Source organism: Paenibacillus sp. GCM10027626 (assembly GCF_042676285.1).
Lineage (GTDB): Bacteria > Bacillota > Bacilli > Paenibacillales > Paenibacillaceae > Paenibacillus_Z.
Genome location: NZ_JBHTHC010000032.1, coordinates 35,953 through 57,846, shown reverse-complemented (window position 1 = coordinate 57,846; position 21,894 = coordinate 35,953). Strand labels below are relative to the sequence as shown.

The 21,894-nt window shown below is 50.5% G+C and carries 20 protein-coding genes and 1 pseudogene; 1 reads left to right on the top strand and 20 read right to left on the bottom strand.

The features are described 5' to 3' along the window. Positions 1-34 precede the first annotated feature (34 nt). From ACFQ0N_RS35175 to ACFQ0N_RS35090, 18 genes are all read right to left on the bottom strand, one after another. Positions 35-253, bottom strand: coding sequence for a helix-turn-helix domain-containing protein (locus ACFQ0N_RS35175; protein ID WP_379334787.1), 219 nt, complete (start codon positions 251-253; stop codon positions 35-37). Next, entirely contained in the window at positions 205-741 is a 537-nt protein-coding gene (folK, locus tag ACFQ0N_RS35170; protein WP_379334786.1) for a 2-amino-4-hydroxy-6-hydroxymethyldihydropteridine diphosphokinase, read from the bottom strand. The genes ACFQ0N_RS35175 and folK overlap by 49 nt, the downstream gene beginning before the upstream one ends. Positions 742-744: 3 nt before the next feature. After that, the gene (gene folB / locus ACFQ0N_RS35165; protein WP_379334785.1) at positions 745-1,110 is read right to left on the bottom strand and encodes a dihydroneopterin aldolase; all 366 of its coding nucleotides are present in this window, start codon (positions 1,108-1,110) and stop codon (positions 745-747) included. A 35-nt stretch (positions 1,111-1,145) separates the two neighbouring features. After that, entirely contained in the window at positions 1,146-1,988 is an 843-nt protein-coding gene (gene folP, locus ACFQ0N_RS35160; protein ID WP_379334784.1) for a dihydropteroate synthase, read from the bottom strand. Between the two features lie 14 nt (positions 1,989-2,002). After that, on the bottom strand, positions 2,003-2,890 hold the full coding sequence (locus tag ACFQ0N_RS35155) for an aminotransferase class IV (RefSeq protein WP_379334783.1): 888 nt from the start codon (positions 2,888-2,890) through the stop codon (positions 2,003-2,005). Continuing rightward, on the bottom strand, positions 2,887-3,468 hold the full coding sequence (pabA, locus tag ACFQ0N_RS35150; RefSeq protein ID WP_379334782.1) for an aminodeoxychorismate/anthranilate synthase component II: 582 nt from the start codon (positions 3,466-3,468) through the stop codon (positions 2,887-2,889). The genes ACFQ0N_RS35155 and pabA overlap by 4 nt, the downstream gene beginning before the upstream one ends. Positions 3,469-3,630: 162 nt before the next feature. Beyond that, positions 3,631-4,569 carry a cysteine synthase A gene (cysK, locus tag ACFQ0N_RS35145; protein WP_379334781.1) on the bottom strand — a complete coding sequence of 313 codons (939 nt, stop codon included), beginning with the start codon at positions 4,567-4,569 and terminating at the stop codon, positions 3,631-3,633. A gap of 156 nt (positions 4,570-4,725) precedes the next feature. Beyond that, the gene (locus tag ACFQ0N_RS35140; protein ID WP_379334780.1) at positions 4,726-5,685 is read right to left on the bottom strand and encodes a peptidyl-prolyl cis-trans isomerase; all 960 of its coding nucleotides are present in this window, start codon (positions 5,683-5,685) and stop codon (positions 4,726-4,728) included. A 4-nt stretch (positions 5,686-5,689) separates the two neighbouring features. Continuing rightward, positions 5,690-6,583 (bottom strand): Hsp33 family molecular chaperone HslO, encoded by an 894-nt coding sequence (hslO, locus tag ACFQ0N_RS35135; protein WP_379334779.1) that lies wholly within the window; start codon positions 6,581-6,583, stop codon positions 5,690-5,692. A gap of 12 nt (positions 6,584-6,595) precedes the next feature. Further along, positions 6,596-7,363 carry a type III pantothenate kinase gene (locus tag ACFQ0N_RS35130; protein WP_379334778.1) on the bottom strand — a complete coding sequence of 256 codons (768 nt, stop codon included), beginning with the start codon at positions 7,361-7,363 and terminating at the stop codon, positions 6,596-6,598. After that, a complete protein-coding gene (gene nadC / locus ACFQ0N_RS35125) occupies positions 7,360-8,265 on the bottom strand; it encodes a carboxylating nicotinate-nucleotide diphosphorylase (protein ID WP_379334777.1) in 906 nt (301 codons plus the stop codon). The genes ACFQ0N_RS35130 and nadC overlap by 4 nt, the downstream gene beginning before the upstream one ends. Further along, the gene (locus ACFQ0N_RS35120; RefSeq protein ID WP_379334776.1) at positions 8,252-9,880 is read right to left on the bottom strand and encodes an L-aspartate oxidase; all 1,629 of its coding nucleotides are present in this window, start codon (positions 9,878-9,880) and stop codon (positions 8,252-8,254) included. The genes nadC and ACFQ0N_RS35120 overlap by 14 nt, the downstream gene beginning before the upstream one ends. Positions 9,881-9,921: 41 nt before the next feature. Then, positions 9,922-10,860, bottom strand: a complete 939-nt coding sequence (gene nadA, locus ACFQ0N_RS35115; RefSeq protein WP_379334775.1) for a quinolinate synthase NadA — start codon at positions 10,858-10,860, stop codon at positions 9,922-9,924. A 258-nt stretch (positions 10,861-11,118) separates the two neighbouring features. Further along, positions 11,119-13,119: an ATP-dependent zinc metalloprotease FtsH gene (ftsH, locus tag ACFQ0N_RS35110; protein ID WP_379334774.1), complete on the bottom strand. Its 2,001-nt coding sequence runs from the start codon at positions 13,117-13,119 to the stop codon at positions 11,119-11,121. Positions 13,120-13,239: 120 nt separating this feature from the next. Continuing rightward, positions 13,240-13,776: a hypoxanthine phosphoribosyltransferase gene (hpt, locus tag ACFQ0N_RS35105; protein WP_379334773.1), complete on the bottom strand. Its 537-nt coding sequence runs from the start codon at positions 13,774-13,776 to the stop codon at positions 13,240-13,242. Between the two features lie 265 nt (positions 13,777-14,041). Beyond that, entirely contained in the window at positions 14,042-15,490 is a 1,449-nt protein-coding gene (gene tilS / locus ACFQ0N_RS35100) for a tRNA lysidine(34) synthetase TilS (protein WP_379334772.1), read from the bottom strand. Between the two features lie 54 nt (positions 15,491-15,544). After that, a complete protein-coding gene (locus tag ACFQ0N_RS35095; protein ID WP_379334771.1) occupies positions 15,545-16,471 on the bottom strand; it encodes a protein kinase domain-containing protein in 927 nt (308 codons plus the stop codon). Beyond that, the gene (locus ACFQ0N_RS35090; protein ID WP_379334770.1) at positions 16,455-17,180 is read right to left on the bottom strand and encodes a vWA domain-containing protein; all 726 of its coding nucleotides are present in this window, start codon (positions 17,178-17,180) and stop codon (positions 16,455-16,457) included. The genes ACFQ0N_RS35095 and ACFQ0N_RS35090 overlap by 17 nt, the downstream gene beginning before the upstream one ends. A gap of 427 nt (positions 17,181-17,607) precedes the next feature. On the opposite strand from ACFQ0N_RS35090, the gene ACFQ0N_RS35085 reads away from it, so the two are divergent. Further along, on the top strand, positions 17,608-18,174 hold the full coding sequence (locus ACFQ0N_RS35085) for a hypothetical protein (RefSeq protein WP_379334769.1): 567 nt from the start codon (positions 17,608-17,610) through the stop codon (positions 18,172-18,174). A 293-nt stretch (positions 18,175-18,467) separates the two neighbouring features. On the opposite strand, the pseudogene ACFQ0N_RS35080 reads toward ACFQ0N_RS35085, so the two are convergent. Both ACFQ0N_RS35080 and spoIIE read right to left on the bottom strand, forming a co-directional pair. Continuing rightward, positions 18,468-18,874 (bottom strand): annotated as a pseudogene (locus tag ACFQ0N_RS35080) (transcriptional regulator); the annotation flags it as partial. 61 nt (positions 18,875-18,935) lie between these two features. Beyond that, complete coding sequence (spoIIE, locus tag ACFQ0N_RS35075; RefSeq protein ID WP_379334798.1) at positions 18,936-21,428, bottom strand: stage II sporulation protein E; 2,493 nt, start codon at positions 21,426-21,428, stop codon at positions 18,936-18,938. Positions 21,429-21,894 lie beyond the last annotated feature (466 nt).

The window sequence follows — 21,894 nt, the reverse complement described above, 5'->3', positions numbered from 1 at the left end:
CCTTCTCACTCCTTTCTATGCAATCTGTTGAAACCTAGTGACGTACAGCAGCCGTTTCGGTCAGCTCTTCATAACTAATGCCCAATGTATTGGAAATCCGCTCTAGCAGCTTTGGATCAGGCTTTCGCGTTCCGCGCTCCAGCGAACCTAGAACAGCTACTGATATTTCAAGCTTCTCTGCCAACTGCTGCTGCGTGTAGCCTTTCAGCTTCCTGAAGGCCCGGACACGGCTTGCCAATTGCTGGTACTCCATAACGTAATGCCTTCCCCTCCCTGTAATGCCTGTTCCGCCGCACGCCTGATTTGATCTTCAAGCGGATGCCCTGCTTCAAGTACATCATTCAGCGGCACAAGTACAAAAGCCCGTTCCATCATACGTGGATGAGGCAAAATCAGTTCATCTTCATTCATCTGTATATCTTCGCAAAGCAGGAAATCCAAATCAAGTGTGCGCGGTCCAAAGCGGATATCCCGCACACGTCCAAGCTCAAGCTCAATGCCCTGCATTACCCGCAATAAACCGAGCGGCGCGAGCTTCGTGGAGAGTTTGGCCGCCATATTTAAAAAGGGCGGCTGATTCTCATAACCGACCGGATCGGTCTCATATATCGAGGAGGCTTGAAGCACCTCAATTTCGGGATGTGCCTCCAGACGCTGTAAAGCCTCGGACAGCAACGCCGGACGATCGCCAATATTAGAACCAAGGGCAATATATGCCAGTATACGATTATTGTCGCTCATCGCCTACACGTCCCGCTTTCTGCTGAGTTCCACGACTACGCCATCAAAGTATACCTCAAATGGCGGATTAGGCTTCGTCACACGCACCGTAACTTCATTGACACTAGTATAAATGTCGAGCAGCCGCGATGCAATGCTGCCAGCCAATGCCTCAATCAGTTGGAACGGCGGCCCTTCCACAATCTGCTTAATTACAGTATACGCTTCTGCATAATTGACTGTTGCCGTCAGGTCGTCCTCGGCAGCCGCTTTCGACAGATCGAGATGTAATTCGACATCTACCTTGTACTGCTGGCCTAACTTATTTTCCTCCGGATAAACGCCATGATAACCGTAAAACCGCATTCCCTGCATACGAATTTTGTCCATAGCCGTTCTCCCCCTCTCTTCAAAGCCTAACGCCGCTATCTCCGAGTACCGTATATAATGGCATCTGCCATCAGCGCATTGCGCTTCATCGCAAGTACATCATGAACCCGTACAATTTGACAGCCTTGGGCAATACCAAGTGTTACCGTAGCCGCTGTGCCAAAAATCGCCTCTTCGACCGGCACCTGCAATGTCTCGCGAATAAATCGCTTGCGCGAGGTGCCTAGCAAAACAGGATACCCAAGGGCGGCAATCTCATCCAAATGCCCCATGACATAAAGATTGTGTTCCCTCGTCTTAGCGAAGCCAATCCCTGGATCCAGCCAGATCTGATTATCCTCTACACCGCCCGACTTGGCAATTGCAATGCTTTGCTGGAGATCCGCAATAAGTTCCGGCATCAGGTCGCGATAATGGCTATCAGCCCGGTTATGGTTTAAAATGACCGGACAGCCATATTCTCCGGCTACTTCGGCCATTAACGGATCTGCCTTGCAGCCCCATACATCGTTAATGATGTCAGCGCCCGCTTCCAGCGCAGCCCGCGCAGTAGCAGCCTTATACGTATCTATCGAGATCGCCATATGCGGCAGCGTCTGCCGCACGGCCGCAATAATCGGCACTACCCGGTCTATTTCCTCCTGGGCGGAGACGGGCTCATGACCAGGACGGGTAGATTCGCCGCCAATATCAATCATATCCGCTCCAGCGGCAGCCATTTCGCGCGCATGCGCGACAGCTGTCTCCATCGTATTGAATTGTCCACCATCTGAGAAACTATCAGGCGTCGCATTCAAAATACCCATGATCAGCGTTCTTTGTCCCAGCGTCAATGTAACTCCACTGCGCATTTCGTACTTTCGCTGTACCGGCAACATTATCCGCTCCTCCTTTAAAGATGATCCTGACGGTAAGCCTCCAAAAGGCATAAAGTAATGGCCCCGGCACCCCCTGCCCCGATCTCAGTCACGGTGCCATCCTGATGGCGGAGCGATGTGACCGGCACCAGCTCTTGAATCGAGGTAGTCAGCCATACCTCATCGGCAAGCAGCAAATCATCCCAAGTGTACAACCCTTCCTCGACTGCGAAACGCTGCTCTGAGCGCGCCAGCTCTATCACTCGCTCCCGCGTAATGCCCGGCAATATTCCCGTTTGAATCGCAGGTGTATAAATCACGCCACTTCGGGCAAAAAATAAATTGCTCACAATTCCTTCTGCCAGCCAGCCCTCTCCGGTCAGCATCAGCCCTTCTGCTCCAGGCGCAGCTCCACTTTGCAGCAATTCCCGCTTTGCTAGCAAATTATTCATATAATGAAGAGATTTTAAGCGCACTTCTCCTTCTGGTGTGTTGCGCCTTGTATTTAATAGAGCCAGCTGCTTTCCGGTTTGGTATAGCATAGGATCGGCGGATGGGAGCGGCTTGGCAAGCAGCACCTCATTGGGCGCTTCGTAATCCGCTGCCGGCAGGCCAAGGCCCGCTTCTCCCGCGGTAATTGTCAGCCTGATATAAGCCTCTTCAAGCTCGTTGGCCGTCATTAACTGCGCAATCCATTCTTTTAACCGTTCGATATTGGACTGGTCCTCAGCCGGATAGATAATTCCCAGCTGACGACACCCGTCGCCGAGCCGCTTTAAATGCCGCTCCAGCAAATAAGGCCGGCCGCCATACGTACGAAAGGTTTCGAATAAACCCATGCCATACAAAAAGCCGTGATCAAAGACCGAGACCACGGCTTCCTCCGCTTTCACCACTGATCCGTTCCAGCCGATATAGTTCATTTCGCCGCGCCGATCCGCATTGCCAAAAAATTACGCAGCAAGGTCAGACCGTTTTCCGTAATAATCGATTCCGGATGAAATTGCACACCCTCGATTGGATATTGTTTATGACGCAAGCCCATAATTTCGCCTTCTGCTGTCTCTGCGCTTATTTCCAGACAATCCGGCAGCGTCTCGCGCTTCACAATAAGAGAATGATAACGCGTCGCGGTATACGGCGACGGAATGCCGGCAAAGATCGTTTTCCCATCATGAATAATTTCCGATGTTTTGCCGTGCATCAGCTTGTCTGCGCGCACAACCTCGCCGCCAAAGGCTTGCCCGATCGATTGGTGGCCGAGACAGACCCCCAGCATCGGTATTTCTCCTTTAAACCGCTCAATTACAGCAAGACTGATACCAGCCTCGTTCGGGCTGCAAGGTCCTGGGGAGATCAGGATATGATCGGGAGCCAGCTCGCTGATCCCCTCCAGATCAATCTCGTCATTGCGCTTCACGACTACCTGCTCGCCCAGCTCGCCCAAATATTGCACCAAGTTATACGTAAAAGAATCATAATTATCAATTACTAAAATCATGGTCCCAGCCCCATTCGCCTAATTAGTAGAAGCCGATTATTGGCCATACAACCTTAAGCCATAATAATTTGTTCAAGCTAGTATACCGGATCATAGGAAAAAAGAAAAGAGGACTCCTTCAAAATGAAGTGAGTCCCTTAAATCCCATTAATTAGCTGTTCATTAATTCTCAAAATTGAACAACGGTGTGGACAAATAGCGCTCGCCATTCGAAGGAACAATCGCTACAACCCGCTTGCCTTTGCCAAGCTCCTTGGCAACCTTCAGAGCGGCGAATATCGCTGCGCCGGAAGAAATGCCACACAAAATGCCCTCTTCTTTAGCAACGCGGCGAGCAGTCTCGAAAGCATCGTCATTCTCAATTGCAATTACTTGGTCATATATTTCTCGATTCAAAATGTCCGGTACAAAGTTGGCGCCGATCCCTTGAATTTTGTGAGGTCCCGGCTTGCCGCCTGACAGCAGCGGGGAAGCGGCCGGCTCAACGGCAACAATTTTAATATCCGGAAAATGCTTCTTCAGCACTTCGCCCGTACCGCTAATTGTACCGCCTGTGCCAATACCAGCAACAAAAGCATCCAATTTACCATCCAGCGACTCAATGGCCTCGACGATTTCCGGACCAGTCATTTCACGGTGGACTTTAACATTCGCCTGATTTTTAAATTGCTGAGGCATAAAATAACTCGGATTTTCCTTCAGAAGCTCTTCTGCGCGGCGGACTGCGCCGTTCATGCCTTCAGCCCCTGGAGTAAGTACAAGATCTGCGCCATAAGCGCGCAGCAAATTGCGCCGCTCAATACTCATTGTTTCAGGCATAACAAGAATAGCTTTATAACCTTTGGCAGCAGCTACCATCGCAAGACCAATACCGGTGTTGCCGCTAGTCGGCTCGATAATGGTGTCGCCAGGCTTCAGAACGCCTTCCTGCTCCGCAACCTCTACCATGCTGATGGCAATCCGATCCTTAACGCTGGCACCAGGGTTTTGATATTCAAGCTTTACATAAATTTCGGCACTATCTTCCGGCACTAAACGATTCAAACGAACAAGAGGTGTATCACCGATAAGTTCAGTTACATTCTGTACGACTTTGGCCATGAAAAGTAAGCCTCCCTAATCCGACTAATTCAGTTGGTTTTAAATACATTTTATCAATGTATGTAAACCATTGTCAATAGCCTCTTTTATATAAAACCTGCTTTCCTGATGCCGAAGCGAAGGCGCGGCTACTTGCAAGCTGCACGCCGGATATGGTTAGGAGGCTGCTGCCACAACCTGAGCGTCATACTTCTTCAGCAGCTGCTCCTCAACCTCTTGCAGCGACATCGCTTTGGACAGTGCAACCTGTTTGCGGGCCGAGCCGCGCTTCTCTGCATCATCTATCGGGCGATCTTCATGCCTATCCGCAAGATGAATAATCGCCTGGCCTTGTTCGACTGCAATCGGACCAACGTTATCGCCTGCTTTCATCGCACCAGCCGCCTGCAAAACTTCATGATCTATAAATGGATCGTCCGAATCGATCATGCCGAGATCTCCGCCAGATTCGGCTGTATCTTTGTCGAGCGAGCGTGTCTGTGCCAGATGTTCAAAGCTTTCGCCGGCAGCGAGCTTATCCAGAACCTCTGCCGCCTCCTGCTTGTCCGAAACGACGATCCATGCCAGCCGATAATGGACATGGGGTTCGAACAAGCTTTTGTTTTCATCTATATAGGCATCTATCTCTTCATCCGAAACTTCTACCGTCCGCGTAGCAATTTTCTCCAGCAGCAGGCGATATGCCGCCTCTTCCCGAACGGCGTCAGGCGACATGCCAAGCTGCGATTGCATCACGGCATAAAATTGCTCCTCACTTTCATAACCGGCTATCATTCGGTCCAGTTCGGACTGCAGCTCCTCTGGCGACACCGCGAGTTCATACGCGTCCGCCTCCAGCTGAATTGCAGTACGAACTAGCATTGTACGCAGGACCGTCTCTCCATATTGGAGCTCGAGCTCGCGTTGAAAAGCCCCTTTTGTAATGACTTCGCCGCCGATAACGGCGGCAATGCCAGCAGATGCATTGCTGCTATCTCCGCCGTTGTCCACTTCTCCCTCCGAAGCGATTGAAGGATCAGAAGGAGTTAGCACCCTAGTTACGACAACAACAGTCAGTACAATGAAACATATGGCCTGAAGCGTCACAGCGCCTTTTAATACCCGATCCTTCTTCATACGATTACTGCACCATCTTGGATTTTGCTTGCGCCAGCAGCTGTTCCAATTGCGGGCGGTTGAACGTATAAGCTTCGTTGCAGAAATGACATACAATTTCCGCTTGCCCGTCTTCTTCAATGATCTGTTGCAAGTCGTCAGCACCCAAGCTGATCAGCGTTCTTTCGACACGGTCAGCGGAGCATTGACATTGAAATTTAATGTCAAGCGTGTCCATCAGACTGACGTCATCGCCTACAAGAAAACGCAATATTTCGTCTGGCGTTTCCCCTTGGTCAAGCAAAGCCGTTACTGGCGGCATTGCGGCGACAGCCTGCTCCAGCCGCGTAATCTCCTCGTCCGTAACGCCAGGCATTAATTGGACGACAAAACCGCCGGCATGCAGTAAAGAGCCGTCGCGATCCACCAGCACGCCCAGGCCGACGACAGAAGGCGTCTGCTCCGAAGTCGCAAAGTAGTAAGTAAAATCTTCTGCCAGCTCGCCGGAAATAATCGGAATACTTCCCCGGTAAGGCTCTTTCATGCCGATGTCCTTAGTGACGTGTATATAACCATTGCGGCCGACAGCACCCGCTACATCAAGCTTGCCTTGAGCATTGCTCGCCAAGTGAACGTCCGGATGCTCGACATAGCCTCGCACTTCGCCATCGGCATTGGCATCAACGACAATCTGGCCGAGCGGCCCGTCGCCCTTTACCTGGATCGTCAGTTTTTCTTTTCCCTTCAGCATCGCGCCCATAATCGCTCCTGCAGTAGCTGTACGCCCAAGCGCCGCTGTCGCTGTCGGATGCATATTGTGCCGCTGTCTGAGTTCCTCGACGAGACGGGTTGTCCGAACGGCAAACACCCGAATTTTCCCGCCCCAGGCCATGCCGCGCACTAAAATATCCTTTTCCAACTTAATCCCTCCTTATTCCTGATTGCGCTCATAAATCAGGCGCAGCCCTTCAAGTGTAATTAGCGGATCTACCAGATCAATTGTTTCCGATTCGCTTGCAATCAATTCCGCCAAACCGCCTGTCGCGATCACCTTGGGGTTTACATTGAACTCGCGCCGGATTCTGCCGACGATCCCGTCCACTTGTCCCGCATAGCCAAAAATAATCCCGGCTTGCATCGAAGTGATCGGATTGCGGCCGACTACGCTTTTGGGCTTGACCAGCTCTATGCGCGGCAGCTTCGCTGCCCGTTGATACAGCGCCTCTGTGGAAATGCCGATCCCCGGAACAATCGCTCCACCCAAATAATTGCCGTTCTCATCGATGAAATCAAACGTAGTCGCCGTACCAAAATCGACGATGATCAGCGGCGCCCCGTATTTCTCGACCCCGGCAACGGCATTTACGATGCGGTCAGCGCCCACTTCGCGCGGGTTCTCATAGCGAATGTTGAGTCCGGTTTTGACGCCAGGCCCGACAATTAGCGGAGTATGGTGCAAATACTGGCGGCACAGCTGCTCCAATGTCCGCATAAGCGGCGGAACGACGGAGGAAATAATAACCCCTTCGATCTGCTGCAGCTTTACCCCGGCAATATGGAACAAATTGTGGATCATCACGCCATATTCATCGACCGTTCCCGATCGGTTGGTGCTTAGCCGCCAATGATGCAGCAAGGTCTGTTTTTTGTAAATGCCAAGCACGATATTCGTATTGCCTACGTCTACAACTAAAATCACACTGACGGTCCTCCCTTTTTCTCATTCAAATCCAGACTGATGTCAAGGGACTGGAAGGAATAGGTGAGTCCGCCAACAGAAATAACATCAACTCCGCACGCTGCAATGCCGCGAATCGTCTCCAGTCTCACACCTCCGGACGCTTCCACAATAACATGCGGAGATTGCGATTTAATACGCTGGGAGGCCTGTCTCATCTGCTCATGGCCCATATTGTCGAGCATGATAATATCCGCGCCGCAAGCAAGCGCTTCGTCCACCTGCTCCAGCGTTTCTGTCTCCACCTCAATTTTCATCGTATGAGGTATTTTCGCCCGAGCGGCAGCAGCCGCTTGTGTAATGCCGCCCGCACCTTTAATATGATTATCTTTAATCATGACCGCATCATACAGGCCAAGACGATGGTTGAAGCCCCCGCCTACACGTACCGCATACTTCTCCAGCAGGCGATGGCCGGGCGTCGTTTTGCGCGTGTCAGTCAAACGAACCGGCAAACCTTCCAGAGCAGCAACAAATTGCCTCGTCTTGGTAGCGATGCCTGACAAACGCTGCAGCAAATTGAGTGCCAGCCGTTCGCCCGTAAGCAAGCTGTGCGTGCGTCCTTCCGCTTCTGCCAATACCGTCCCCTTGGTGACAGCGGCGCCATCTGCTATTTGGGCCGAAAACGCAATCGTCGGATCGACAATTTGAAATACAAGACGTGCGACAGGCAGACCGGCAACAATACCGTCTTCCTTAACATGAATAACGGCTTTGGACCGGCTTTCGGCCGGAATCGTTGCCCAGCTGGAAATATCGCCGGTGCCGATATCCTCGGCCAGCCAGCTTTTTATTTGCTCCCGCAGCGCAAGCTCGCCCCCGCCAGCTACAATTGCACTCAGCTCCGTATCATAATTCCCCATTTGCAATCCGCTCCTCTGTCACACCAAATTCCCGGTGCAATACCGTATGTTTTTGCCAATTAACGTCATCCCGTTCAGGGAAATCCTCACGCGCATGCGCGCCGCGGCTTTCTGTACGCGTCTGGGCCGCCTTCGTCGTCAACAATGCACAGGTTAATAAATTGGCAAATTCAAATTCCTCTCTTAACCGCAGCACCGATTGAAAAATAGGCAAATGGCGCTGAAGCTCCTCCAGCCCTTTTTCCAGCCCCTTGCCGTCACGCCGCAAACCCACGTAGCGGACCATTATTTTTTGCAGCTTCAGCCGCTTCTCAACGACTGCTTGCATCGGTGTATTCTGGCGTGCAGGCATATGATCCGCCTGGCTGGCTGTCGGCGTAACCTGACAACGATCGAGAGAGTTGATGCGGCCTACAATGCGGCGGCCGAACACAATGGCCTCCGAGAGCGAGTTGCTGGCTAGGCGGTTCGCGCCATGCACGCCCGTAGACGAGCATTCGCCGCATGCGAATAATCGGGCGATGCTCGTTTCTCCGTTAAGGTCGGTTTTGACCCCGCCCATCATATAATGCGCAGCTGGCGCAACAGGAATCCAGTCTGTCGTCAGATCGAGCCCATATTGCAAGCAAAACTCGTAAATATTAGGGAAACGATGCTTGATCATCTCAGGCGACTCATGCGTAATATCCAAATAGACGAATGTCGATTTCGTCTCTTCCATTTCAGAAACGATCGCACGCGCCACTACATCGCGAGGAGCAAGCTCGAGCAGCTCATGATACCGTTCCATGAAGCGCTCGCCTTTAATATTGCGAAGATATGCCCCTTCGCCGCGCACAGCTTCCGAAATTAAAAACCGCGGCGCTCCCGGGTAACAAAGCGAAGTCGGATGAAACTGAACAAATTCCATGTCATGAATGTATGCGCCTGCGCGGTATGCCATTGCAATGCCATCGCCAGTAGCTACATCGGGATTGGTCGTATAGCGGTATAATTGCCCTGTTCCGCCTGAACAAAGAACCGTCGCTTTTCCCCGAACAAATAACCGCTGGCCGTCCGGCTTTTGCACAATCGCGCCGCAGCATTCTCCGGCCTCAGTGACAAGATCAATCACAAAATGGTCATCCCACACTTCAATTTTCGGATCCGCTACCGCTTTCTCCGATAATGCCCGGACGATTTCAAAACCAGTGGCATCGCCGTTGGCATGCAAAATCCGCCGCTGACTGTGAGCGCCTTCCTTGGTCAAAGCAAAGGTACCATTCTCCACATCAAACTGCGTACCCATTTTAATTAAATCCCGCACGCCTTTTGGCCCTTCGTGCACAAGTACATCTACTGCCTCAGGCAAGCATAAGCCTGCGCCGGCAACTAACGTATCCTGCCGATGATAAGCCGGTGAATCATCTTCGGAAATAACGGCTGCTATTCCCCCTTGAGCATAGCGCGTATTGCTGTCCATCAGCGATTTTTTGGTAATCATTAGTACATCATTGGAGGAACTTGCTTTTAATGCGGTAAAAAGGCCGGCAATGCCGGCCCCTATGATAATTACATCCTTTTCAATGACGGGCAGTTCGTCAATTGCTACATCTATTAAATAACGAGGAACCATCGGATTAACCTTTCCTTTCTCTGGAAAGAGAGTAGCGCATGTTACTTCACTTGTAACATGCGCTCCAAGGATAGACGCGCTTTAGCGGCGACATGCTCTGGAACATAAATTTGCGGCTGCATCGTTTCCAAACATTTCACAAGCTTTTTCAGGTTGTTCACCTTCATGTTCGGACAAACGAGGTATTTGGTTGCAAAATGGAAAGTTTTATCCGGGCTGTCCATACGCAGCTGATAGCCCGTTCCATCCTCTGTACCAACGATAAATTCTTTGCGTTCCGACTCTTTGCAATATTTAATAATTGCCGTCGTACTGCCTACAAAATCGCCAAGCGCCACGACTTCAGGGCGGCATTCCGGATGCACCACAAACTCCGCGTTCGGATACTTGGCTTTCATTTCTTCTACGTCCTTGACAGTCAGCATGTCATGCGTGTTGCAATAGCCTTCCCAGATGATCATTTTCTTGTCCGTCTGCTGCTGTACGTAGTGTCCCAGATTTTTATCAGGAACCCAAATAATTTCATCTGCATCTACAGAGTTGACAACCCGCACTGCATTGGCAGATGTACAACAAATATCTGTCTCCGATTTTACTTCGGCTGATGAGTTAATGTAAGTGACAACTTTGGCATTCGGATGCTGATCTTTCAATTTGCGGAGACCGTCAACATTGACCATGTCAGCCATCGGGCAGCCCGCGCGCTCATCCGGAATAAGGACCGTTTTGTTGGGCGCCAATATTTTCGCACTTTCACCCATAAAGTGAACGCCGCAGAAAACGATCACCTCCGCATCGGTCTGCGCTGCTTTCTGAGCCAGCAAAAACGAATCGCCGCGGAAATCCGCAACCTCCTGTATTTCATCACGCTGATAGTAGTGAGCAAGTATGATGGCATTACGTTCTTTCTTCAATTGCATCAGGCGTTCACGCAATTCGCGCTGCTGTTCCGCTTTGCGTTCCAATGCCAATGCTTCCATGGATGTCCTCTCCTCTTGTTTACTTGGTAGCCTACTTTGTGAACAGATGCACAAACTAATCGACGAGTTGTCATTAGTGTGACCATTCACAATAAATTCATTTAATTAAGAATAAATTTACACGGGCGTCGTACAACTGTCAACATAGATGAATAAAGAAAAACCCCCATGCATCCAAGCAAAGGATAGCATGAGGGTGCAGAGCGCTCAAGATGGACCAATTTGCCCTTTTACAGGCTGTATCGCTTCCCGCCTTGATTAGCCTTTATTAGATCCCTGATCATCTGGACCGTTGTCCGGATCTACTGTCGTTTCGCCAGGCTCGCGTGTCTGAATGCGGACCTTTACTCCGCCAAGCGTATCAACGATTGGCTCTGTAGTCGGCTCATCCGTTACTTGCTCATTGCCTTCCGATCCATCGCCGTCCAGCGATCCCGTATCGATCAGGCGCTTGATTTGCTCAATCTCCAGTGTCTCTTCTTTCAGCAAGGTTTGAGCAATCAAATGAACTTCCTTCGATTTCTCGGTCAGCAACTGCTTAGCTTTTGTGTAACAATCATTGATGATGCTTTGCATTTCCTGATCAATCTCATAAGCGATTGCGTCGGAATAGTTCTGTTCGTGGCCAATGTCGCGTCCAAGGAATACTTGGCCCTGCGAGCTTCCGAATTGCATCGGCCCGAGCTTGTCGCTCATCCCGTATTCCATGATCATGCTGCGTACAATGCCGGTAGCCGATTTAAAGTCGCTATATGCGCCGGTGCCGATTTCGCCAATGAACAGCTCCTCGGCTACACGCCCGCCAAGCAATCCGGTAACCTTATCCAGCAATTCCTGCTTTGTAGTAAGCATCCGATCTTCCTTCGGCAGCATAATGACATAACCGCCTGCACGTCCGCGAGGAATAATGGTAACTTTGTGCACCATATCGGCATGCTCAAGGAAGTAGCCAATAATGGTGTGTCCGGCTTCGTGGTAAGCCACGATCCGTTTCTCGCGGTCGCTGATGACGCGGCTTCTTTTTTCCGTACCGACGATAACGCGGTCAATCGCCTCGTCAACCTCGACCATGGCGATGTCTTTCTTGTTGCGGCGAGCTGCAAGAAGCGCTGCTTCGTTCAGCAGGTTCTCCAGGTCTGCACCGGTAAAGCCAGTCGTGCGCTTCGCAATAACATCCAGCTTAACGTCTTTGTTCAGCGGTTTGTTGCGCGCATGAACATTAAGAACAGCTTCGCGTCCTTTTACATCCGGACGGTCAACGGTAATTTGCCGGTCAAACCGTCCCGGACGCAGCAGCGCCGGGTCAAGAATATCAGGGCGGTTCGTCGCAGCTACGATGATGATGCCCTCGTTAGCCCCGAATCCGTCCATCTCTACGAGCAATTGGTTAAGTGTCTGCTCGCGCTCGTCATGCCCACCGCCGAGTCCGGCGCCGCGCTGACGGCCTACAGCGTCAATCTCGTCAATAAAAATAATACATGGCGCATTCTTCTTCGCATTTTCGAACAGGTCGCGGACACGTGATGCGCCGACGCCGACAAACATCTCTACAAAGTCAGAACCGGAGATGCTGAAGAACGGCACACCCGCTTCCCCTGCAACTGCCCGTGCAAGGAGTGTCTTACCTGTTCCCGGAGGACCATTGAGCAGAACCCCTTTCGGGATACGTGCACCAACAGCAGCAAACTTGCGCGGGTCCTTCAAGAACTCGACCACTTCCACAAGTTCCTGTTTCTCCTCATCGGCTCCCGCCACATCTTCAAATGTGACGCGCTTCTTCTCCTCATTGTACAGCCGCGCACGGCTTTTGCCAAAGTTCATCACTTTGCCGCCGCCGCCCTGTGCCTGATTAATCAGGAAGAAGAACAGGATGAATATAATTACGAAAGGAATGATTGACGTCAGAAACGTCAGCCAGAAACTTTCGCCTTTCATTGGCTTGTTGGTAAGTTCGACTTTGTTCTTTTCAGCAACTTCAAAGATATCCCTGATGACGAATTCTTCCACATTGGTATGTGTGTAGAATTTCGCCGAGCTCATCTCTGCGGGCTTCGTTTTATATTCACCAGTGACCAAGTAGGAGTAGCCGTCAAATTGATAATTCAGCTCTTTGATGTTATTGTCGTTAACGGCCTGCTTCAGCTGATCGTATCGAATTTCGACGGTGGTATCATTTTGGCTGCTGATAAATTGGAAGATCCCGACGGTCACTAAAAAAATGATCAAATAAAATCCGGTGTTACGGATGATCCGATTCATCCCCTACCTCCTCTCAAGACGCTTTAAATATTTTACCATAGCATGATTCCCTACTACAAACCTTATGGAGAAGGTTCTTGTACAGTGAATCGCATCGTTCTATGTTGTTATACAGGACGATCAAGAATACACTTCAGGCTTCAGCACGCCAATAAGCGGCAAATTGCGGTATTTCTCCGCATAATCAAGGCCATAGCCGACGACAAAGGCGTCAGGCAGGACGAATCCTTTGTAATCTGCTTCCAGCTCCACCTTGCGTCCGGCAGGCTTGTCAAAAAGCGTAACAAGCGTAACCGATTTGGCGCTGCGCCGCTCGAGCACATCGATCAAATAGCTTAATGTCAGGCCGCTATCGATAATATCTTCCACAATAATGATGTCCCGGCCCTGTACCGGCGTATCAAGATCTTTAATAATTTTGACGACACCCGATGTTTTGGTCGACTGACCGTAGCTGGATACCGCCATAAAGTCAATTTCCAGCGGAATCGTAATCGTTTTGACCAAATCAGACATAAAAATAAATGCGCCTTTAAGCACGCAAATGACGAGCGGATTCCGCCCTTCAAATTCCCGGCTGATCTGTTCGCCAAGCTCTTTTACTTTCTGCTGAATCTGGTTGTTGTCATACAATATTTCCTGAATGTCATTCAGCAATGCTGGGACCTCCCACTTTTTTTAAAATATAAGAAAGTATAAGTTTTACCTTATACCTAGCTTATATTTCTAAGGGAAGAAACTTGTTGCGCCCCAAGGACCGCGCCAGCTGTCTCTTCTTGATTTTATAGAATTTATAAGTTTTACTCGATAATTTCTATAAAATTTCAGGGGAAGAAACTTGCCTCGCGCCAAGGACGGCGTCAGCCGTTTCTTCTCACCTATACTTATGAACAGATGAGTGCGACTTATTCAAGTCATGATGTTATTCCTCAATAAATTGGGCCCGGATGCGAAGCACCCGAACAGTACGATTAGAGATCAGTGCGCTTGCTGAGCGCCTCACCCCTGGAATCCACAAAATCGTTCCGTCTGCATCGGCCAGCAGCGGCAGCCGCTCCCGCCTCGACGGAGCAATCCGGTCATCAACGAACATATCTTGCACTTTTTTGGCACCGTTTAAACCTAGTACCCTCATACGATCTCCAGGGCGGCGGTTGCGCACAGTCAGCGGGAAACTTAGCTGATCGGCGTCAAATACCGCTTCGAGCCGGCTGGATGGATGATCAATACCATGATACTGCTCACGGCTAAACATCAATACGGCAGCCGCTTCCGGAACTGCAAGCGATCGGGCCTCCTCCTCCACAGAATACGCATAACTGCCAGACTTGTCTGCATCGGCCCCGTCTGAAGCGCCTGCATGCAGAAAGCGCATCGTATCGTATTCCCTTAAACATCGGATCCCATTCCCCACATCGGCGCTCCAGGTTGTCGCCGCTCCGTCAGCCACTGCTGCCCGAATGGTCTCAACCCCGTCAAAGGTGGCGGTTTCCGCTTCTATTCCCATATGTTTTAATATTAGTTTAATCATTCTCCTTTGTAAAGCTACATGCAGGCCATTTAGCTGCTTACAGCCGATTTGCCATCCATTCGACACATGCTTGACCATGCTCGCATAGATACGCTCTGTCTCGGCCTCCATCCAGCTATCCTCGGTTGATGCCAGCTCCGCCAATCGATTGAGCGATCCCGACAGCTGCGGGTTATACTGCGTAAGCATGGGTAAAACGTCAAGACGCAGCTCGTTGCGCAAATAATCGCGTTTTTCATTGCTGCTGTCTACATTGTAGCTTAATCCGCGCTCTTGGCAATAGCTGAGCAGGCTATCTTTGTTCATACGAAGCAGCGGCCTTATTAGTTCCACATTTTTTTCAAAACGCGTTTCTTTGCGCCTCAGCGGTATGCCCCCGAGCCCGCTTATGCTCGTTCCGCGAATGATCCGCATAAGTACCGTCTCGGCCTGGTCATCGGCGTGATGGGCAAGTGCAATCCGGGAAGCATTGTACTTGATTGCCGTTTTCCAAAGGAAATCGTACCGCTTCTCGCGCGCAGCCGCTTGCAAATTCATTCGGGTTTCTTCTATAAAGGCCGGGACATCAATATAAGCAGCCTCACACGGCACACCTATTGACGCAGTCCATGCCTGCACTGCCTCAGCTTCCCGCTTCGACTCCTCTCCGCGAAAGCCATGATCCAGATGTGCGGCCACGATGGTCAATCGCTGCTCTGGAGCAAGACGGTACAGCATATCCAGCAGCGCCATCGAATCCGGACCGCCTGACAAGCCAACGACAATCGTGTCTCCCTCATGCCAAAGCTGCTCGCTGGCGGCGAAAGCTGCGACCTCCTTCAGCATCTCCTGTTCCCACACAACCAGTACCCCTTTTCTTTTCGCCTGCAGCGGGAAAAATCCTTCTGCATGCTGTTAACTTGTACGCAAAAACCAATAAATCGTTGTGGCCAGGGCAGCAGCCGAAGCGACAAATAAGCCTTTAATCCAGCGCGACGCCGGAGCTGACGACCGCCTGTTGCCCGGTCTGTTCATCCATTGCCGCCAGCTATTGACCGCTTCGCGCGTATGTTGGAACTCGCCCAGCAAGGCTTTGCGCAGCCAATGTGACAACGATTTTAATTGCGGATTAACTGCCACCAGCTTGAGCAGTTCCTCGGGCATGCGATTTTGCGGCAGCAATGCCGCGCTCAATTGAGCCAGTCGGCGCCCCTCATACAACTGAATGCAGAGCACTGCAAAAGAGAACAAATCATACTGCGCATCGGCAACCCGCGTCCCGGCATTCCAATAGCCGCGGTCATAGATTTCAGTAAATTGCCGCACGCTTTTTCCCATTGCCGTTACGCCGCCGTAATCTACCAGCTCTACCCGGCCATAGCTGGCAACGAGCACATTCTCAATTTTCACATCGCCAAACACCCATCCCGCACTATGCAGCTCAGCCAGCTTCCCCAGCAAATTGCAGCCGACAACCGGAAACCAGTCGGTACCTTCCTTTAATAAATAGTCCGACAGAACGGCTCCCTTAATATAGCGCATTATATAGAAGGGATATTCCTTTCCGTTCGAGGCCCGCATATCGTCTACATCGATCAGGTACGACTCGGAGCGCGCCCCTTTGCGCTGCTGCGCGATCGATTGCAGTACATTCACTTCAGATTGCAAATCGACGGCATCGGCACCGATCTTCATCGCATACCAGTTGCGGGCGCTCTCTACCAAGTACACTTTGCCATTAGCGCCTTCACCCAGCAAGCGTTCCACCCGATAACTGCCATGCTTCCATTTGCCTTTAACAATTGCGCCGCGCGGCAAACTCCAATCAAACGACGTAGTCACTCATCATCCCGTCCGTTTCATCATTCTTCCTATTACCATAATGGGATTTCCGGTAAAAATCAATGACATGCATCAATGCAGGGCCTGTAGGCGTCGTCCCTCGCATGCGCAAACGCGGAAGAAATTGTGTCATGCCGCCAATATTGGTCGTCCAATCCAAATCCAGCTTGCAATCCTCGCCGCTCGCCGTCCCGGGAAAATGAAAAACGGCAATTTCACTTTTTCCTTGCCTTGCCTGCAGGCTAAGCGCCAGATCGCGAATTGCCTCTTCTACCGCATGCAGCTTCGGCTTCATACTTGCACTTCCATCTATTAATAACGCTACCCGCAAATGACTAGTTTCGCCAAGATCGTCGATTACTTGTACAACTTCCCCGCGCTTATCCGGAGGCAGCGCTTCAAGCGAGGAGGTGCCGAGCACATGCTGAAGCTCCTTATGAACCGCTTGCTGAATCGTCTGCACCACTGTTTTGCGTGTGAGCATTTGCACCGTTTGCGACAACTGCCGGGTATTGGCCATCCGGCTCAGCCCGCCTCCAGCTTTAGCGATCTCCTCTATCTCCGTCATTCCGAACTCGCCCAGCTCGCCATAATCCAGCACGCCTACCACATTAACCGTAATGCCTTCCGCCAATGCTTGCGCCGCTGCTACGACCGGACTGATCCCGACATTAGAGCAACCGTCTGTAATAAGCAAAATTTGATTCATGCTTCCTTACCTCCATTTTAATGTGTGTTCAAAAAGTCGGGTTTTCAGCACCGAGAAGGTTGCGCGAACCTGAAGAAGGAGGAGCGAAGTGTAGGCCAGAACCTACATGAGCACCGGACTTCAAAGGTGAACGCGAGATTCGATGTCGAATAGGCTTTCAGTCTGCTTCGTGATCTAAAGACGACTTTTTGAACAGCCTCTTAGGGAATCTGCTGTGAGACTCTTCATATTACCGCTACTCTTTCTATCAGGTTACCCATAAATTCCAGCCTTTAACCGTATTTAGAAGAATTGCAGGGGAGGTGAGAAGCATTGGTTTTAGCTGCCATTTATACGCCAGCGGATTTGCAACATTATTTCGCTTGATTGCGTACGATAATTAGCAAGGTTTGTGTGCATACAACTCTATAACATGGGAGGTGGTTTCATGTACAATGGCAAAATGCTTTCACTGCTGCTGCTGCTGTTCGTCTTCATTCTATCCGCTTGCGGCGCTAACCAGGCTGAGCCGGAAAAGATGACCGAGACCGAGATTGTGAAGGAACCAAAAACAGACAACACCCGTGCTATTAATGTAAAACTGATAACGAGTGAAAAAAAACTGCCTCAAAATATCGATGAGATAGCATTTAAGAGACAAAGCGTTCCCTACTATGAGTATCTGGTAATGAGGGCAGAGAACGAAAAAGATTATGAACAAATATGGAAATATTATGAATTAACCCCAAACAATTATTCGGTCAATTTTACGGAGCATGATGCCTATTTTATCGGTGTGCGTGAATCCGGTTCGTGCCCCGTTGATCTGGGCGACGTTAAAATTAACCCGGAAGGAACAGCCCTTACTGTCCATTTGCGCGAATCCGGAGGTACATGTACTGCTGATGCAACACCTAGAACTTTTGTAATCGAAGTGAACCGCGATGAGGGGGAAAATATCGAAGAAGTCATTATCGTAGAAGGAGAGACTGAAACAGCCGTTCCGGTTATATGAATCGAATCGAACAGCCGGCGGAATGCATCATCTCCAAATAGCTCAATTGGAAGAACGCATCGCCGCCAGCAGAGGTCAGAAGTTCGGGCTCCGAAGGGGGTAAGCCGAAGAGCTAACGGAAGCCACCGACGTTATTTTGCCAATAGAACCTCTTTTTAAAATCTAACGGATTTGAGCGACCTTAATTGGCCTTTTTCTTGCGAAATAGTGCTGACTGTCCTCAAATAGCGGCGCTCAGTTCCGTTACAATTTCAGATCAGTCGAATTATCGAAAATAGCGGCCGTGACATCCGTTAAAATTCTCGCGCCAGGCAGTATGTACGATACCGCTGAATGCCGCTTGCAATGGTAAGTAGATTTTTGTCTACTAATTCATGAAGAATAACCCTCGTTTGGCGCTCAGAGAGTCTCAAATGTGCGGCAAGCTCTTTAGGAGCGATAGGCGCAACAGTCTGCGGGCAAATCGCAGCGTCTCTGCTTCTGCCCAGCTAAGCTGTGATGAAACTTCAATGGACAAGAACTTGCCAACAAAGGAAAGCGCCAACTGCTTGCAAACTTCGGGGTTGTCACGAATCGACAAGTAAGCAACAGGAAGGAAGTACCAACCATCAAGAACAAGCAATGCCTGCTTCATACATAAATCTTTAAAGCGGCTGACCTCGACATCCCTGGCATGGGATCGATAACCATGAATCTCTATCCACTCATAAAATAATCCCCCCGCGATTAATGATCACGGAGGGATCATGCCCCGATTTGTACTAGCTTACCGTCCTTGGACGTTCTACTTTGGAAATTCCCGGCCAGCGGAACGTAGCCCACTCCGGCTGATGTTTATCGACACGAGCGACGACTACCGTCATATCGTCCAATATATCTCCTTTATGATAACGTACGACCGTTTCCAGCAGGCAATCGGCGATCTCTTGCGGATTTTCCGATTGAATCTCTTGAATGACCCGCTTCATCCACATCTCCTTATTCACAGCATGCCCCGGCGCATCATAAATACCGTCCGTCATCATAATGAGCGTGTCGCCGGGCAGCAGCTGAATCCGAATTAAATCGACATCGATGTCCTGCAAAATGCCGACCGGCAAATTGTTTGCCGTAATCGGAATTACCTCCTGTCCCCGTTTTATGAAGCTGGGCGTCGATCCGATCTTCAAAAAGGTTGTTTTTGCTGTGTACATATCGATTAAGGCGACATCTACTGTAGCGAATACTTCATCTGCGGACCGCAAAAGCAATACAGAATTGACTGATTTGATCGCCAGCTTCTCATCCATGCCGGATTGCAGCAATTGCTGCAAAATCGTGAGCGCAGTGCTGCTCTCCAGCTTGGCACGCTCACCGTTGCCCATCCCGTCGCTGATCGCCACTGCAAATTTCCCATTGCCCAGCTCGACTGTACTGAAGCTGTCGCCGGACAGCAAATCGCCTCCCTTGGCTACACCGGCAATTCCGGTTTCCACCTCATAAGCTTTTGCGGATCCGAAGACGACGAGCACCGGCTGGCCGGCATATTCCGGATACCGCTCGGACATCACAGCAATCGGTTCTCCTAAAATATCCGACAAGAGCGGCGCAATGATTTTGCGGCACTCGTCATACCCCTTGCCGAACGAATGGTAGACTTCAATTTCTACGTTGCCCTCCTCCAAATTGATAATATCTATTCCTTGTATCGATAAACCGAGACCTTCCAGCGCTTCCCGGATCTGTTCCTCCTGCAAATGCAGCTGCTGTCCTTCCCGCTTAATCTCCCGCGCCAAATCCTCCATCACCTGCGAGACGCCGGACAATTGCTCTGCGACGAGCACACGGGAATCATTGAGCTGCTTTCTCCAATGTTGATCGTGGCGGTACATTTCATATTGCTGCTCCATAATGTCCAGCAACTGATTCGATTTAAGGCAATGGGTAGACCACTCCTTGGGCGTGCCCTTTTTAGTCGGCTTTTTCCCCTCCTCGACTACGGTCATCATTTCCGTCATCATCTTATACGTCTGATAAAATTTCCCCTCCCAACATAGTCCGCGGCGATGGCATGAGCTGCACGCCTTCTCGCTTACGGCATTCATAAAATGCTCCACCCTTTCTTCCCGCTTCACGCGCTCATTCATGCCGCTTACTTGGCCAAAGCTGCGTGAAAGCTGGCGAAACACCTCCGAAAACTGAGCTACGCGCGAAGCGGTTACATCGCGGACCCGCTTGGCATACTCATGCTGAGATTTCACATGCTCGTGCGTCCCCGGCACATACTTCGCGATCGTCCTTACGATCGTGCGAGGCGTTAGCAGGAACAAGACGACTGCCGCTACTGACTCCCAAGTAGAAATCATCACATCACTCTGATTGCCGATATAGATCGCCAAGATAGATGTGCCGAGCAGCATACCGAAAGCAACCGCCATTTTCCCTCCTTCCTTCAACAGTCCTGCAAGCAATCCGGCAAAAGCCAACAGGCTCATTTGCACGATTGCGCCCAAATCGGCCAAGCTAAGAATAAGCCCCGCGACAACACCAACGGATGCGCCAAGCGGCGCTCCTCCCACAAACGCAAACAGCAGCAGCATATAACGGGACATAATATGCTCAATGGACAATCCCCCAACCATCCAACCGACGGCTCCTGTCATAATACAGGCCAGCATGATCATTAAACAGATAATCTCTTCATTTTTCAGCGCTGACGTTTTGCGCATCACGGTAAGCACCGGAACAGCTTGTACAAATACAAGCGTCAGCACAAATCCGAGTGCAGCCTCGACCAGCGTCATCATTAATGCATACCAGTCTAGCGTTGAGCCGATGACGACATTGAATAGCCGGACAATCAGCGTAGATATAAACACAAGCAGCGGCGCATAAGATAATTCAGCGCGTTCATACGCTTCCAAACCTTTAATGAGCAGATAGACAACCGCCAGCTCCAAAGCGATCCATATCGGCTCCGGCAGCACGGCCATCCAGCTGCCAACGATGATTGATACAGCAACAGGGAGGATCGCGTCTCGTCTTAAAAAATAGATGACGGCAAAGTAGGCAACAGCAAATGGCGCAAGTGTTTCCAATATTGTCGCCCGGCCGAGTAGCATGCCGACTGCCATTAGCGCAAAGGTCCATTTTCTTGCAGATAATACTTGTACAAACCGTCTAGCCGCCGCCCAGTTCAATCCTTTGCGGAACGCGGTTTGTATCATACCGGCTTTTTGTGCGCCCGGAAACATCACCACATTTTGCTTGTCCATCATTGTAAGACACCACCATTTCCCGATTGATTGTGGTTCTAATTATAGGAGCAAGCTTTTATAAAGTTTGTCAGAAACCGTAGCACTCATAAAAGTTTTTTCCGACAAAGCAATAAAACGCTTTCGCACTGTTGTCGCTTTGCTGCAAATGCTTACGCGGCATGGCTTTGCGACTTGTCGCCGCCGGCGCAGCGCTTCTACCGTTCTACAAAAAGCGAATGGAAATGTTGGCGTATTCATGGCGAAATGCCGTCCGAAACTGTCGGGAATCAGGGAGAAGGGGGGAAAAGTTTTTGGCAAGGCGAGGTATAATTTTCTATATAGCCGCATATTGAGCACGCTTGGCAGTGCTTTTATCTCCCCGGCAGCCTGCATAAGCGGCTGTCCTGTCGACGAATGAAGAGCGGCTCTGCAGCGGACGACAGTCGAATCTGCTCATCTTGTCGATGAAGCGAAGGGAGTACCG

What these genes read in the sequence shown, in the direction of transcription:
- ACFQ0N_RS35175 (WP_379334787.1), bottom strand. Translation starts at nt 253, where the DNA reads ATGGAGTACCAGCAATTGGCAAGCCGTGTCCGGGCCTTCAGGAAGCTG.
- folK (WP_379334786.1), bottom strand. Translation starts at nt 741, where the DNA reads ATGAGCGACAATAATCGTATACTGGCATATATTGCCCTTGGTTCTAAT.
- folB (WP_379334785.1), bottom strand. Translation starts at nt 1,110, where the DNA reads ATGGACAAAATTCGTATGCAGGGAATGCGGTTTTACGGTTATCATGGC.
- folP (WP_379334784.1), bottom strand. Translation starts at nt 1,988, where the DNA reads ATGTTGCCGGTACAGCGAAAGTACGAAATGCGCAGTGGAGTTACATTG.
- ACFQ0N_RS35155 (WP_379334783.1), bottom strand. Translation starts at nt 2,890, where the DNA reads ATGAACTATATCGGCTGGAACGGATCAGTGGTGAAAGCGGAGGAAGCC.
- pabA (WP_379334782.1), bottom strand. Translation starts at nt 3,468, where the DNA reads ATGATTTTAGTAATTGATAATTATGATTCTTTTACGTATAACTTGGTG.
- cysK (WP_379334781.1), bottom strand. Translation starts at nt 4,569, where the DNA reads ATGGCCAAAGTCGTACAGAATGTAACTGAACTTATCGGTGATACACCT.
- ACFQ0N_RS35140 (WP_379334780.1), bottom strand. Translation starts at nt 5,685, where the DNA reads ATGAAGAAGGATCGGGTATTAAAAGGCGCTGTGACGCTTCAGGCCATA.
- nadC (WP_379334777.1), bottom strand. Translation starts at nt 8,265, where the DNA reads ATGGGGAATTATGATACGGAGCTGAGTGCAATTGTAGCTGGCGGGGGC.
- ACFQ0N_RS35120 (WP_379334776.1), bottom strand. Translation starts at nt 9,880, where the DNA reads ATGGTTCCTCGTTATTTAATAGATGTAGCAATTGACGAACTGCCCGTC.
- nadA (WP_379334775.1), bottom strand. Translation starts at nt 10,860, where the DNA reads ATGGAAGCATTGGCATTGGAACGCAAAGCGGAACAGCAGCGCGAATTG.
- ftsH (WP_379334774.1), bottom strand. Translation starts at nt 13,119, where the DNA reads ATGAATCGGATCATCCGTAACACCGGATTTTATTTGATCATTTTTTTA.
- ACFQ0N_RS35090 (WP_379334770.1), bottom strand. Translation starts at nt 17,180, where the DNA reads ATGAATCAAATTTTGCTTATTACAGACGGTTGCTCTAATGTCGGGATC.
- ACFQ0N_RS35085 (WP_379334769.1), top strand. Translation starts at nt 17,608, where the DNA reads ATGTACAATGGCAAAATGCTTTCACTGCTGCTGCTGCTGTTCGTCTTC.
- spoIIE (WP_379334798.1), bottom strand. Translation starts at nt 21,428, where the DNA reads ATGGACAAGCAAAATGTGGTGATGTTTCCGGGCGCACAAAAAGCCGGT.